The organism is Elusimicrobiota bacterium, assembly GCA_018816525.1.
Taxonomy (GTDB): domain Bacteria; phylum Elusimicrobiota; class Endomicrobiia; order CG1-02-37-114; family XYA2-FULL-39-19; genus OXYB2-FULL-48-7.
This window is the reverse complement of record JAHIVV010000004.1, coordinates 1-13362: the sequence shown is the minus strand read 5'-3', so window position 1 is coordinate 13362 and position 13362 is coordinate 1. Positions and strand designations below refer to the sequence as shown.

Here is a 13362-nt window from a genome sequence, read left to right as displayed (position 1 = left end):
TTATAGCGCCACTTTAACCGCTACAGGCGGGACAGCTCCTTATAGCTGGACAAATACTACTGCTTTACCAGCTGGTTTAACTTTAAGCGCGGCTGGAGCAATTTCCGGTACACCGACAGCGGTAGGTTCCACTACAACGACCTTCAGGGTAACAGATTCGCTCAGCGCGGTAGCAACAAAAGATTTGTGTATTACTGTGCAATCTGCCACTTCCCCAAAATATAAGATTACTGGAAATGTGAAAGACACAATTACTTCTGTAGTAATACCAGGCGCAACTGTTATGACAACAGGTGTTTCAACTACCACGAGTGCAAGTGGTTATTATGAAATACCAAACTTGTCGCCAGGCACATATCAAGTATGCGCGGTAGCTTCTGGATATCAATCTTCAACTATCACAGTAACTATTGTTAGTGGTAATATAACTGGCCGGACTATTTCATTGACGCCAGTTAGTACTGGTAATGGTGATGCAGATGTAGATGTAATCATCGCTGTCCCGGCTCCAAATCCCGGCACTGTTGAGGATAAAGTTACATTTATGAAATTACCTTCTGATAAAGAAATAACAATTTCTATTTATACTATAGCAGGCAATAAGGTACTGGAGAAAAATCTTGGTGTTTGTGGTACCGGGAACTGGCTATGGGATTGTTTAAATAAGGATGGGAATAAAATATCTTCTGGATTATATACTTATGTGATTAATGCCGGAGGCGCAATAAAGAAAGGTAAAATTGCAATTAAATAAACAGCCCCGGCTAAATGTTCTCTGAGCTGCCCCGGTCTGAATGGAATATCAGCCCTTTACAGTGAGCCTCTCCGGCCTGTTGCCTGATTGAATGCATCTATCACAAGCTCACGTTTCAACCGGTCACTCATGGGCCAACCTACAATTTTCCGGGAAAACAAATCCATTACAGTCGCAAGATATAACCAGCCTTCTTTCGTCCTCCCGTTTCTTGTCGGCCTTTCTGCCAGGTTTATGCTTTTTGAATTTGACAGAATTCTGTTAATTTAGTAAAATAATTTGCCAAAAAAAAGATAAAAATATTTAAATTACACTAACCTAGCGCAGGATCTTGATAGGTCCAAAGGATAGAAACCGCTAAAAAGTTGGAATAAATAAAATGGTTTTACCTGAAAAAACAGCTATTATTATTATTGGTGGCGGAGTTATGGGGTGTTCTATTGCTTACCGTTTAGCTAAAGCGGGACAGAATATTGTTTTATTGGAATCAAGGAATATTGCTTCCGGCGCTTCCGGCAGAAATGGCGGCATGGTAATGCAGCTTGATGGCAGGGATTTTGATAAAGACGCAATATTAAACAGACTGACTTATACCAGAAAAAATAATCGCATATTAGAAAATCTTGCTGATGAACTTGGCGCTGATTTAGAATATACAAAATGCGGCAGTTTGGACCTGGCCTGGACGGAAAAAGAATTGGAATATCTTCAGAAATTAGTTAAATTTCAAAAAAAGTTAGGTGATACTGAAATCCAGTTACTTGACAGGAAAGAAACTAAAGAAAAATGTCCGTTGATTACATCTTGCGCGCTTGGTTCGCGTTTTCGTTCTAGTGACGGCACTATAAATCCATTCAAATTGACTTATGGTTTTGCTTCCAGGGCTAAAAAATACGGAGCAAAAATATTTACCGGTGTAGAAGTTAAAAAAATTGTTATAAAAGACGGGGAAGTCAAAGGGGTTGAAACTGCCCTGGGGCATATTAAATCCAACTGGGTAATAAACGCTACCAATGCCTGGGCGCCCAACTTAACCGGAGAAATAGATATTCTGCCTTTACGGCAAGTCGCTGTTGTTACTGAAAGAGTTCCTGCCCTAGCTGTTTTTCCCTTTGAGGCAATGCTTGATAATCAGGTGATTTTCGGCACAACACAAACGGCTACCGGCGGATTGATTGTCGGCGGTTTGGGTACACAGGCAAGAAAAAAAATAGACCATTATTGTGAAGATGTATCATTTGCGGAAATTCAGGGAAGCGCGAGTATTTTCACTCGTTTGTTCCATGATCTTGGAGAAGTAAACATCATTAGGTCCTGGGCAGGTACTATGGCTTTTACTGCTGACGGGCTTCCTTGCATTGGCCCCAGTCCGGGAATAAAAGGCCTATTTATAGCGGCTGGTTTTTCTAATGGTATGGCTTTCTCTGCTATTGTCGGTAAATTGGTAGCAGAATATATTATTGATGGAAGAAATTCTTTGCCTATAGCTCCCTTTGACCCTAAACGGTTCTGGAAGAGAAAAATTAAATGGCCCGGAATTTATAATTATACTATATTGGCAAATTTTTTGGGTAGGTAGAAAAAATGAATATGAGAATAGTTGAACATCCTATTTTAGGGAAGCTAGAAAAAAAGAAAAAGATAAAATTATGGGTTAATGGCAGACAGCTTGAAGCTTATGAGAATGAACCGATAGCTGCCGCGCTTGCTAATACCGGGTTAAAAGTGTTCCATCGCACACAGGAACTGAATGAACCGAGAGGAATTTTCTGCGCTATAGGCAGATGCACTGATTGTGTTATGATTGTTGATGGCCAGCCTAATGTGCGTACTTGCGTTACTCCTGCAAAGAATGGTATGCGTATACAAACCCAAAAAGGGTTGGGAAAATGGAGTGTCAAAAAATGAGTGGTGCTGAATTAGTAATAGTCGGCGCCGGCCCTGCCGGATTGACCGCAGCTCTGGAGTCAGCTAAATCAGGCGTGGAGGTTGTGCTCATTGACGAAAACGAACGTCCCGGCGGGCAGCTTTTTAAACAAATTCATAAATTTTTTGGTTCAGAAGAGCATCAAGCCGGGAGAAGAGGATATGAAATTGGATATGAACTTCTTGATAAGTGTAAAGAAGCCGGAGTAAAGATAATGCTGAACACAACAGTTTGGGGAATATTTAATAAAAATACTTTAGGATTGGTTACTCAGAATAAAACCAAGATTCTTCAGGCAAAAAATATAATTTTGGCTACAGGCGCTTCTGAAAATCCGCTTGCTTTTCCCGGGTGGACTCTCCCTGGAGTTATGGGCGCAGGAGCGGCCCAGACCATGATAAATATCCATCGTGTATTGCCCGGCAGAAGAATACTTATGGTGGGTTCAGGTAATGTCGGTTTAATTGTTACCTATCAGTTGCTTCAAGCTGGAGCCAAAGTAGTGGCAGTTTTAGAAGCTATGCCTAAAGTGGGAGGCTATCAAGTTCATGCTTCCAAAATCAGAAGAGCCGGAGTGCCAATTCTCACTTCCTGTACTGTTGTAGAAGCAAAAGGCGCCGATAGTGTAGATGAAGCTATTATTTGTTCTTTAGATTCTCAGGGGAAAAATATTAAACACACTGAAAAAAAACTTAAAATAGATTTAATATGCCTGGCAGTAGGTTTGAGTCCATTAGCTGAACTTTGCTGGATGGCTGGTTGTAAGTTTAAATATCTTTCTGCTCTTGGCGGACACATTCCTGTCCATGATGAATATATGCAGACTTCTATAGACGGCCTATATGTAGCCGGAGATTTAGCAGGAGTGGAAGAAGCTTCTACTGCTATGGAAGAAGGACGTTTAGCCGGCGTAGCTGTAGCTCATTCTTTAGGGTATATCACTAAACAAGAAATGGAAGAGAGAAAAAAAGTCATCTGGGATAGCCTGCAATTTTTGCGGACAGGCCCTTTTGGTGAAATGAGACAGAAAGCCAAAAATGAACTTATAAAAAAATGGAGTAAATAAATTGACAAAAAAATCCAGGAGCATCCCGGGAGAAGTTTCATTAAAAGATTTAGAGAATTGTCCCGGGTATCCGGCTGAAGAACGTTTGGAGCAGGGGCCAGTTGCTGTTATTGAATGTATAGAAAAAATTCCCTGCAATCCTTGTGAAACAGCCTGTCCTTCAGGAGCAATTATTGTAGGTAAACCAATTATTAATTTACCCCGGTTAGTTGAAGATAAATGCAAAGGCTGCGGGTTATGTATTGCCCCCTGTCCAGGATTAGCTATTTTTGTGGTGGATAAAACCTATTCTGAAAATAAAGCTACGGTAGCTTTTCCCTATGAGTATTTACCTCTGCCTGAAAAGGGGCAAGTTGTTAAAGGATTAAACCGTAAAGGTGAAGCTATCTGCGATGCTGAAGTGATTAAAGTGATGAATATTCCTAAAAATAAAAAAACTGCAGTGGTAACAGTGGCTATACCAAAAGTTTATTCTAATCAAGTAAGGAATATAGAGCCCGCAGGCGGATAAAATGACAAACCATAAAAAATTTAAACTTATTTGCCGTTGTGAAGAAATCACTGAGGAAGAAATCAGAAAAGCAGTTAGAAATGGCGCTGATAATATTGATGCGGTTAAAAGAATAACCAGGGCAGGGATGGGTTTATGTCAGGCAAAGACCTGTAATAAACTGGTGGCGCGCATAATCAATGAGGAAACCGGGAAACCTTTGTCAGCTATTGTCCCGGCTACTATACGCCCACCCATCAGGCCCGTTCCAATAAAAATTTTAGGTACTAAGGGAGAGCAGGAATAAGATGAAGATTACTGAAATTTCCGGTATTTTTGAAAATGGAATGTGGTCCTACGGCAGTCCTTTCCCTGCTGTTGAAATCAAACCTGTGTCCAGTATTGACAAGGAAGGGGTCAGTGTCCATTCTATTTTTTTATCCACTATTTCCGGGACCTACCTGGAGACAGGAGCGCATCTTTTTAAAAACGAAATAACTGTTGACCAGATACCGTTAGAAAAATTAGTTGTTGATGCAGCAATAATCAAATTGACAAAAGATAAAAACGAGAGGGAACATATTACGGTAAAAGATTTAGAGCAATACCCGGTTGATATTAAAGCAGGAGATGCATTACTTATTCATACCGGCTGGGATAGAATGTGGAATAAAAAGAATTTTGTTTTAGACAGCCCTCATTTTACTAAGGAATCAATGGAATGGATATTGAGTAAAAATATATCAATTTTAGGCGCAGATTTGCCCTGTTACGATGACCCGCAGGCAGGGTCATTGACTACTGAATTATCTCTTTTAGAAAAAATGTTTAAAAAAGGCGCGCTTGTGCTTGCTCCTTTGGTTAATTTGGCCAGTATTTCAAAGACACGCGCTAAACTTGTGGTTTTACCTTTACATATTAAAGATGTTTCCGGAGCGCCCTGTCGTGCGATTGTTATTGAAGATTAAACAATAGGATAAGCGGCCCGCCGATTCATTAGTGGGCGTGAGCCCGCATAGGTCGGGCCAAGTTGGTATAAAAATTCAAAAGGAGGAATATGGCTATAAAATGGGGGGTTATAGGCGCCGGAGGAATTGCTGATAGAAGAACTATTCCGGAAGGAATTGCTAAAGCGCCTAATGCTAAATTGGTTGCAGTAATGGATATTGATGCAGTTAAAGCAAAGGCTGTTGCAGAGAAATATAAAGTAAAATATTATACTGATGAAAAAGATTTACTCTCTGATAATGAAGTAGAGGCAGTATATATTGCTACTCCCACATATCTTCACTGTAGCCAGGCTAGTTTAGCTGCCGAGAAAGGAAAACATATCCTTTGTGAAAAGCCAATGGCTATAACCCTTGGGGAAGCCCGGCAAATAATAGATGTCTGTAAAAAAAATAAGGTTAATTTTTCTCTTGGTTATATGATGAGATTTCATGCGCACCACCAGAAAATAAAAGAGCTGATTAAGCAGGGTTTACTCGGTCAACTGGTTATGGCAAGAGCGCAGCTTTCCTGCTGGTATCCGCCGATAGAAGGAGCCTGGAGACAAGACCCTGAATTGGGGGGCGGGGGGGCGCTCATAGATATGGGCAGCCATTGTATAGATTTATTGGAAATGTTTATTGGCAGAGTGAAAGAAGTAAGTTGTTTTGTTGGTAATCTTACCCATAAATATCCCGTAGAAGATACGGCAAACGTCCTTCTTAAATTTGAGAATGGCGCTCAAGGGGCGGTAGATAATTGTTTTAATATTCCGGATGCTTCGGCTAAAAATATTTTAGAGATTTATGGCACTAAAGGAAGCATCTTAGCAAAAGGGACTATTGGACAGATGCCTGGCGGCGAAGCGATGGTTTATCTGGAAGGGGATGGTAAAAAATATAACGCTCAACAGCAAAGAGTAATTGCTGACGGGGAAAAAATTGAAGTTGAGCCGGTGAATATGTATAAAGCCGAGATAGAACATTTTTCTGATTGTATTGAGAATAATAAAGCGCCAGCAATTACTCCCGAGGAATGGTTGCACAACTTAGAAATATGCCTGGCTGCATACGAATCAGCAAAAACAGGAAAAGCAGTAAAAATAAAATAAATTAAGCGAGGTAAACAAAATGTCAAAAGAACAAAAAAAGAAAGTGTCATCAGATTTTCGGTATAATACAGGATCAAGCCGTGTTCCCTGGGATGCAGTAGGAGAAAAAGTAAATTATGAAGATGTAATTAGTATTGTAGAATTTTTGATTCCAAAAGGAAAGCAGTCAGCATTGTACAATAAACAGATGAAAAAAGTCAGGAAAGAAATCCAAAATCTCCGGGAAAAAGGAGGGCTGGCAACTAAACTGAGTTTAGGTTCACAAGTTCAGAAACTTGAAGAAGAGACCAAAAAGTTTCTTAAATGTAAACATGCCGTAGCCCTCACCAATGCTACCGCAGGATTTGAAATCGCTAATAAATTTGCCGGACTTAAGCCCGGCGATGAATTTATTGCGCCCGCTATTACTTTTATTGCCACTATAGCCTATCCTCTTGCAATTGGCGCAAAAGTTGTGCTCGCGGATGTTGACCCGAGAACATTAAATATGGACCCTGATGATGTAGCGCGAAAAATTACTGACAAAACTAAAGTTATTATGCCGGTACATCTGGGGGGGTACCCCGTAGATATGGACCCGATTATGAAATTGGCTGAAAAACACAATATCACAGTTATTGAAGATGCCGCGCACGCTTTTGGCGCTGAGTATAAAGGTAAGATGATTGGAACAGTCGGACATTTTGGCGCTTTTAGTTTTCATGAAGTCAAAAATGTCACTTCCATGGGAGAAGGCGGTATACTTGTAACAAATCTTGATTACGGCCAGGGTTTTTCTAAAGCCCGTTTCGTAGGATTTGATATAGCGCATCCAATTAAGCATTGGTTATATGATGTAGTTGCTTCTGAAGGGAAGGGTGGATATTTTGGGCCGGGGAACCACTCGTTTACTGAAATACAGGCTTTAGGATTACTTGGCCAGATGAAGCGGATGGAAAAAATCATTGCTAAACGCAGGAAAGCCGCAGAATATCTGAACTCGCGGTTTATAAATATCCAGGGGATTATCACTCCGTTACTTGATACTGAAAAAATAAAAAGCACGCATCATCTTTATCTTCTGCAGATTGACCCGTCGGTTCTAAATGGAGACATACAGGTGCTTAAAGAAAAACTTACCGCTAAGGGGATTACCAACATACCGCATTTTGCGCCGCTATATCGGTTCTCTATTATGAAACAATTGGGCTATGATACAGAAAAAATGCAAGGGACTTGTCCGAATGCTGAAGAAGCTTTTTTGCATCGTTTCACACATCTTCCGCTTTATGATTTTGATAAAAATCAACTTAAATATTTGGCTGACGCAGTAATAAGTTCAGTTAAAGAAATGCAAAAATAAAAAAAATATTCGAGTAAGGAAAAAAATGAATTTAATTACTACTTTAAAGGGTTCTCTGCTGGAAAATTTTTTTCCACAAGGATGGGATTTAGAAAAACTGGACCAGTGCTGCAGTAATCTGCCGGAAAAGATTACTGAACCGCAGGACTGGTGGAACAAAAAATTTGCGCCTGTCCCCTGCGAGACACTGGGTGAATTTGATACGATGATGGGCCATGAGATTGCGCTCCAAATAAAAAATGCAAAAGAAAACAAAGAAAAAATAATTTTTATTCTGCCCGTGGGCCCCATGGGTATGTACAAATGGGTAGTATACTTTCTTAAAGAATGGAATATTGACTGCAAACATGTCTATAGTTTTAATATGGATGAATGGAGCGATGCAAAAGGGAACACGCTTCCTCCGGATAACCCGGCAGCGTTCCAGAACGCCATGGAACAAGTTTTTTTCGGGCCTTTAGGCAAACTTACCGTGCCAAAAGAACAACGGCATTTTGCTACCCAGGAGCTGTTACCGGCTTATCCTCAGAAAATAAGCCAGCTCAAACACCAGGGAGCAAAATTAGTTCTTGTGTTTGGCATTGGCCGTGTTTTTCATATTGCTTTTTGGGAACCGCATTTTGCCGGCGAATTTTTAACTGAAACAGAATGGCAGAGGCAGGAGTATCGTTTAGGCGCTAAATTACATCCGCTGACTATAGAACAGAATGCAATTACCAGTTTCAAAAGCCGTACCACTTTAGTTCCCTGTTTTGCTAATACTATTGGCCCCGGGCTTTTTCTAAAAGCTGACTGGATAATTGGCGGCTGTGATGGCGCGCTCGGCAGAGGAATGATGTGGCAGGGGTTATCATTATGGGTAACTTTAAGGCATGGGCCAAATATCTGGATACCAAGCAGTTTTATGCCAACACTTCCCGGTAAACTTTTCTTTTTAAAAGAGTTAGCCGGGCCATTAGGCGCTGAGTGTAATTAGTTTTTGCTCCAAAAGTGAGCAAAAACCGGGGGTGAATTATGCGTATTCTTGCTGTTGGCGCGCATCCTGACGATCTAGAAATTCTTTGCGCCGGAACTCTGGCTAAATATTCTAAATTAGGGCATGAAGTAATAATGGCGCATGTCTGCCGGGGTGATAAAGGACACCTCCTTATACCGCCGGCTAAGTTAGCAAAAATAAGAAAAAAGGAAGCAGAGAAGTCAGCAAAAATAATCAATGCCCGCGTTAGTGAACTTGGTATTGATGATTTAGATGTCTATTTAGAGAGGGAAGCAATAATCAGATGTGTTGAGTTAATTCGTTCAACCAAACCGGAGGTTATTATAACCCATTCTCCGGATGACTATATGCCTGATCATATACTGGCCAGCAAAATTGTTTTTAATGCAAGTTTTATTGCCACCTTGCCTCATACTAAAACGAAGCATAAGTTTTATGAAAAAATTACACCTGTATATTATATGGATACTTTAGCAGGCGCAAACTTCCTTCCCACGGAATATGTGGATATAACTGAGACAATAGAAATAAAAAAGAAAATGCTTGCCTGTCATAGCAGTCAGCTTACCTGGTTAAAAAGACATGATAATATTGATATAATTGATTTTATGATTACGGTAGCAAAATTTAGAGGTTTACAGTGTAGTGTTAAATATGCAGAGGCGTTTAGAAAAATAGATGTGTGGGGAAGGAATATAACAAAAAGATTTCTTCCGTAAACAAATAAAACCCTGCGAAATTTTAAAGCAGTAAAAGGAGATGTTATGAGTGCGCCAAATTGTGATTATGGTCATTTTAGCGAAGATGGGAAAGAATTCATCATAACCAGGCCTGATACCCCGAGGCCCTGGATAAACTATTTTTCAAACAATAAATATGGTATTTACTTATCTCAAACTGGCGGCGGCTTAAGTATGTACCATCTGCCGGATGGAAATAGATTAACCCAGCATATCTGGGCCGATGACAGGCCGGGAAAATATGTGTATTTGCGCGATGACAGCAGCAAAAAAGTCTGGTCGCTGACTTGGGAACCGGTTAAAGCTGAATATCAAGATTTCAGGTGCAGGCATGGCCTTGGCTACAGTATTATAGAATCTGTCTCTGATAAGATCAGAGCATCTATGAGAATGTTTATTCCTTTAGATGATCCTCTAGAAATATGGACAGTAACTATAGCAAACGAAGATAACAGAGAGAGAAATTTGTCATTCTTTCCTTTTGTTGAATGGTATCTTTCAAGTTTTATGTTGTCCTTTGAGTTCCCTATCTGGTATTCAAGAGCAGATTACTTGAGGGACGAAAATCTTATTTTAGCGGACTATACTGCGCATGGCGGCGGTAAGAAATTCCAGGCATTTTTTGCTCCGGATTTTAAAATTGACGGCTATGATTGTCAAAGAGAAAAATTTCTGGGAAAATATGGCGAGTACGGCTCGCCTAAAAATATTATTGAAGGAAAATTATCAAATAGCGGCGGCTCTAATGAGTTTTTGGTCGGAGCATTTCATAAAAAAATTGTATTAAAAGCCGGGGAACAAAAAACTTTCAATATTCTTCTTGGTTGTTCTTTTTCAGAAAAAGAGCGTAAAGAATTAGTAAAAAAATACAAAAATAAGAAAACTATACAGCAAGAATTTAATAGAGTTAATAATCACTGGAAAACTATAATTGAAAAAGTTAAAATTGAAACGCCTGATGAAAATTTGAACCGTTTGGCGAATATCTGGTTAAAAAATCAGGTAATTCAATGTGTTCAGTGGGTGAGAGGCCCTGTTTTTGGCGTAAACCATGGATTCAGAGATGTTCTTCAGGATGTAAAAGGAATTCTTTTATTGAATTCTGACCAGACAAAGGAAGGCATTTTAACTGCATTAAAGTATCAATATTCTAATGGAACTGCTTTGAGACAATGGAGTGACTGGGGTTCCCCGCACGATGCCCGGCCCTATGCCGACAGTCCTGTTTGGATAATTTTTACTCTCTGCGCTTATATAAGAGAGACTGGCGATAAAGCTATTCTTAATCAGGTTGTTGAATATCTTGATAAAGGAAAGGCAACAGTGTATGAGCATGCTCTTAAGGCATTGAGACATTTGTGTTCTGATACAGGGAAACACAAGCTAATATTAATGCATGGCGGCGACTGGAATGATAACTTAGAAAAAATAGGGGCAAAAGGAAAAGGAGAAAGTGTCTGGCTTTCTATGGCAGTGGTTGCTGCTCTTAAAGAAATGAAGGAATTAGCTGAATTTATCGGAGATAAGAAAATTGCAGAAGAGATGAAAAAAAATGCAGAAATTTTGACAAAAAATATCAATAAGAATGCCTGGGATGGGAAATGGTATCTAAGAGCTTATGATGACGATGGAAAGCCGATAGGTTCCTCAAAAGACAAAGAAGGAAAAATATTTATTATGTCCCAGCTCTGGTCAGTTTTAAGCGGCGTCGGAGAATACGAAAACAGGAAAACCTTGGCTATGAAATCAGTTGAAGACAATTTGTGCACAAAAGTCGGATATATGTGGTTTGCGCCGAGTTTTAGTTCCTATTGTAAGAATATCGGTTCTTTAACAGCGTGGTATCCAAAGAGATGCGTTTATGTTCATCCTAACGCTATGAAATTTGCTGCTGAATGTTTTGATGGCAGGGGTAACGATGCCTATAGAACTTTACTTAAGGTTACTCCGTATAATCCCGAAAATCCAATGAAGTTGTCCGGTTGTGAGCCGTATGCATTTCCAAATTTTTATAATGCTGATAATAATGAAAAATTGGGCCAGTCAATGTTTGGTTGGATGACAGCAACAGCTTCCTGGATGTTCACAACAATAATTGAAGGAATGTTCGGCGTGAAATCTCTTTACAATGGTTTACTTATTGACCCCTGTATTCCTTCCAGTTGGAAACATTTGAAAATAGTCAGAAATTACAGAAATGCGCTTTACGAGATAAAAATATGTAATCCTGAAGGAATTGAAAAAGGAGTAAAAGAAATAATAGTTGATGAGAAAAAAATAGAAGGCAACCTAGTGCCAAATTTTAATGATGGCGCGCTTCATAAGATATCAGTAATTATGGGAAAAAAGTAGAAACAAAACAGCACAGCAATAAATGATTGAAGGATAGGGGAAAAAGCCGTGCATAAAATGAGTAAAGAAATTGTCTGTTTTTCAGGTAGCCCGAAAGAAGTTGGTAAAACAATCGGTAAAATATGCGGTGAAAGTATTAAGAAACAGATAAAAAGAATTATGAGGGCGAAAGGATGGACAACAGAAAACATTACACCTACAGTAAAAAAAGCGGAAAAAATTCAAAAGAGGTTTAATCCTGACTGGGTAGAAGAAATTTATGCAATTGCCCAGGAGTTGAATATTCCATTTGTGGATGTGATGTCAATGACACTTCTGCATTCGCACTGCACGCCCTGGATGGCAATAGGTAATGTTACAGCTACAGGAGAATCCATTGTTGCCGGCAGTATAGATTCTCCTGGCCCAGCCAGTGTGCATATAAAAAATGTTAACGGCACCTATAAATATATTAGCGCTGGAAGGTGTATTTTTAATGGTCCTCCTTTGTTCCTTAATGAAAAAGGTGTTGGCATGACTACATCATTTTCAGGGGAGGAACTATACGGGATGAAAGTGGAGGATATTGGCCTTTCAAGCATCTATATTGCCAGGAAAGCAGCAGAAACAGCAACTTGTTGCGAGGATGTTTTGGAGATATTCAAACAAGTAGAGAAAGATAAACTTTACCATAGAGAATTGGGCAGTATATACCATTTTGCTGATAAAGATAAAGGATTATTGGTGGAGTTGAATGCATTTGATTTCAACTATAAATTTATTAAGAATGACGTTCTGATAAGTCCGGATTCAAATTTCTGGTTACCCGCTAAAGCATCATTTTATACCGAACCAAAGAATAAAATAATGTGTTTTTCAAGATATTTTAGAGTTGCTGAAATGCTTGGCGAAGAAAGAGGCGAGATTACTGCGCAATTGTTTAAGAAAATTTCCAGAGATATGGTATATCCCCAAAAAGTGAAGTATGCCAGGCCTATGTGCTGGAAGAAAACAACGGTAAGTTTTATTGCGGTCATACCTAAAAAAAACCCTGAAATTTTTGCTACTGCCTGGGTAACAGCCGGGAGGCCAAACTATACGCATTTTATACCGTTTCCATTAGGGATAGACGGTATTTTAACAAATTTTGTAAGCACTGAAGTGGCAGGAATTACTGAAAAACTTTATAACAAATATGGTGTTTCAAATAAGTTTGTTCCTCGGTTTCTGTCTTCCGAAAGTGAAATGGACGAAGCATTGAAAAATGAGTTTAAGAAAGCAAAAATACTTCTAAAAAAAGGCAACAGTAAGCAAATAAAAAAGAATCTTACTGAATTTTGTTTAAGAAATTGCCAAAAAAGTTATGAAATTGTTAAATGTTTATCTCTTATTTAATCACAATCTTCCCTTTTTTGATTGTGTCCCCGGATTTAATCACATAAATATATAAACCCCTGGATATTTTTTCTCCACCCCGGTTCTTACAGTCCCACTCCCACTCGTTTGTGGCTTGAGTAAATGACTTCTCAAATATCTTCACCCCGGCTAAGGTGTATATGCTCAGCGTTATTAGTTTGTTTGCAGGCAGTTGCTTAAATGTTATTTCCCTATTTGTAC

15 protein-coding genes are annotated in these 13362 nt (G+C 39.4%); 13 read left to right on the top strand and 2 right to left on the bottom strand.

Going from position 1 to position 13362, the window contains the following annotated elements; translation table 11 throughout:
- The coding region (locus KKH91_00715) for a carboxypeptidase regulatory-like domain-containing protein (GenBank protein ID MBU0951338.1) at window positions 1-754 on the top strand (754 nt) is incomplete at its 5' end.
- Between the two features lie 56 nt (window positions 755-810).
- Here KKH91_00715 and KKH91_00710 read toward each other — a convergent pair.
- On the bottom strand, window positions 811-921 hold the full coding sequence (locus KKH91_00710; GenBank protein ID MBU0951337.1) for a hypothetical protein: 111 nt from the start codon (window positions 919-921) through the stop codon (window positions 811-813).
- Window positions 922-1133: 212 nt separating this feature from the next.
- On the opposite strand from KKH91_00710, the gene KKH91_00705 reads away from it, so the two are divergent.
- The 12 genes from KKH91_00705 (at window position 1134) to KKH91_00650 (ending at window position 13140) form a co-directional block, all read left to right on the top strand.
- Window positions 1134-2333 carry an FAD-binding oxidoreductase gene (locus KKH91_00705; protein ID MBU0951336.1) on the top strand — a complete coding sequence of 400 codons (1200 nt, stop codon included), beginning with the start codon at window positions 1134-1136 and terminating at the stop codon, window positions 2331-2333.
- Window positions 2334-2344: 11 nt separating this feature from the next.
- Window positions 2345-2662, top strand: coding sequence for a (2Fe-2S)-binding protein (locus tag KKH91_00700; protein ID MBU0951335.1), 318 nt, complete (start codon window positions 2345-2347; stop codon window positions 2660-2662).
- Window positions 2659-3747 (top strand): NAD(P)/FAD-dependent oxidoreductase, encoded by a 1089-nt coding sequence (locus tag KKH91_00695; protein MBU0951334.1) that lies wholly within the window; start codon window positions 2659-2661, stop codon window positions 3745-3747. The genes KKH91_00700 and KKH91_00695 overlap by 4 nt, the downstream gene beginning before the upstream one ends.
- A gap of 1 nt (window position 3748) precedes the next feature.
- Entirely contained in the window at window positions 3749-4258 is a 510-nt protein-coding gene (locus KKH91_00690; protein MBU0951333.1) for a 4Fe-4S binding protein, read from the top strand.
- Window position 4259: 1 nt separating this feature from the next.
- Complete coding sequence (locus tag KKH91_00685; protein ID MBU0951332.1) at window positions 4260-4544, top strand: (2Fe-2S)-binding protein; 285 nt, start codon at window positions 4260-4262, stop codon at window positions 4542-4544.
- Window position 4545: 1 nt separating this feature from the next.
- On the top strand, window positions 4546-5205 hold the full coding sequence (locus KKH91_00680) for a cyclase family protein (protein ID MBU0951331.1): 660 nt from the start codon (window positions 4546-4548) through the stop codon (window positions 5203-5205).
- An 89-nt stretch (window positions 5206-5294) separates the two neighbouring features.
- A complete protein-coding gene (locus KKH91_00675; GenBank protein ID MBU0951330.1) occupies window positions 5295-6335 on the top strand; it encodes a Gfo/Idh/MocA family oxidoreductase in 1041 nt (346 codons plus the stop codon).
- A gap of 19 nt (window positions 6336-6354) precedes the next feature.
- The gene (locus KKH91_00670) at window positions 6355-7677 is read left to right on the top strand and encodes a DegT/DnrJ/EryC1/StrS family aminotransferase (protein MBU0951329.1); all 1323 of its coding nucleotides are present in this window, start codon (window positions 6355-6357) and stop codon (window positions 7675-7677) included.
- Between the two features lie 25 nt (window positions 7678-7702).
- Window positions 7703-8653 carry a glucosamine-6-phosphate isomerase gene (locus tag KKH91_00665; GenBank protein ID MBU0951328.1) on the top strand — a complete coding sequence of 317 codons (951 nt, stop codon included), beginning with the start codon at window positions 7703-7705 and terminating at the stop codon, window positions 8651-8653.
- Window positions 8654-8691: 38 nt separating this feature from the next.
- The gene (locus KKH91_00660; GenBank protein MBU0951327.1) at window positions 8692-9393 is read left to right on the top strand and encodes a PIG-L family deacetylase; all 702 of its coding nucleotides are present in this window, start codon (window positions 8692-8694) and stop codon (window positions 9391-9393) included.
- Between the two features lie 45 nt (window positions 9394-9438).
- On the top strand, window positions 9439-11766 hold the full coding sequence (locus KKH91_00655; GenBank protein ID MBU0951326.1) for a hypothetical protein: 2328 nt from the start codon (window positions 9439-9441) through the stop codon (window positions 11764-11766).
- A gap of 57 nt (window positions 11767-11823) precedes the next feature.
- Complete coding sequence (locus tag KKH91_00650; protein ID MBU0951325.1) at window positions 11824-13140, top strand: hypothetical protein; 1317 nt, start codon at window positions 11824-11826, stop codon at window positions 13138-13140.
- Here KKH91_00650 and KKH91_00645 read toward each other — a convergent pair.
- Window positions 13133-13362: gliding motility-associated C-terminal domain-containing protein (locus KKH91_00645; GenBank protein ID MBU0951324.1), on the bottom strand; the 230-nt coding region annotated here is incomplete at its 5' end. The two genes, KKH91_00650 and KKH91_00645, sit on opposite strands and share 8 nt — an antisense overlap.

Excerpts from the sequence above, each read along its gene's own strand:
- KKH91_00710 (MBU0951337.1), bottom strand. The coding sequence starts at position 921 with ATGGATTTGTTTTCCCGGAAAATTGTAGGTTGGCCCATGAGTGACCGG.
- KKH91_00705 (MBU0951336.1), top strand. The coding sequence starts at position 1,134 with ATGGTTTTACCTGAAAAAACAGCTATTATTATTATTGGTGGCGGAGTT.
- KKH91_00700 (MBU0951335.1), top strand. The coding sequence starts at position 2,345 with ATGAGAATAGTTGAACATCCTATTTTAGGGAAGCTAGAAAAAAAGAAA.
- KKH91_00695 (MBU0951334.1), top strand. The coding sequence starts at position 2,659 with ATGAGTGGTGCTGAATTAGTAATAGTCGGCGCCGGCCCTGCCGGATTG.
- KKH91_00685 (MBU0951332.1), top strand. The coding sequence starts at position 4,260 with ATGACAAACCATAAAAAATTTAAACTTATTTGCCGTTGTGAAGAAATC.
- KKH91_00680 (MBU0951331.1), top strand. The coding sequence starts at position 4,546 with ATGAAGATTACTGAAATTTCCGGTATTTTTGAAAATGGAATGTGGTCC.
- KKH91_00675 (MBU0951330.1), top strand. The coding sequence starts at position 5,295 with ATGGCTATAAAATGGGGGGTTATAGGCGCCGGAGGAATTGCTGATAGA.
- KKH91_00670 (MBU0951329.1), top strand. The coding sequence starts at position 6,355 with ATGTCAAAAGAACAAAAAAAGAAAGTGTCATCAGATTTTCGGTATAAT.
- KKH91_00665 (MBU0951328.1), top strand. The coding sequence starts at position 7,703 with ATGAATTTAATTACTACTTTAAAGGGTTCTCTGCTGGAAAATTTTTTT.
- KKH91_00660 (MBU0951327.1), top strand. The coding sequence starts at position 8,692 with ATGCGTATTCTTGCTGTTGGCGCGCATCCTGACGATCTAGAAATTCTT.
- KKH91_00655 (MBU0951326.1), top strand. The coding sequence starts at position 9,439 with ATGAGTGCGCCAAATTGTGATTATGGTCATTTTAGCGAAGATGGGAAA.
- KKH91_00650 (MBU0951325.1), top strand. The coding sequence starts at position 11,824 with ATGAGTAAAGAAATTGTCTGTTTTTCAGGTAGCCCGAAAGAAGTTGGT.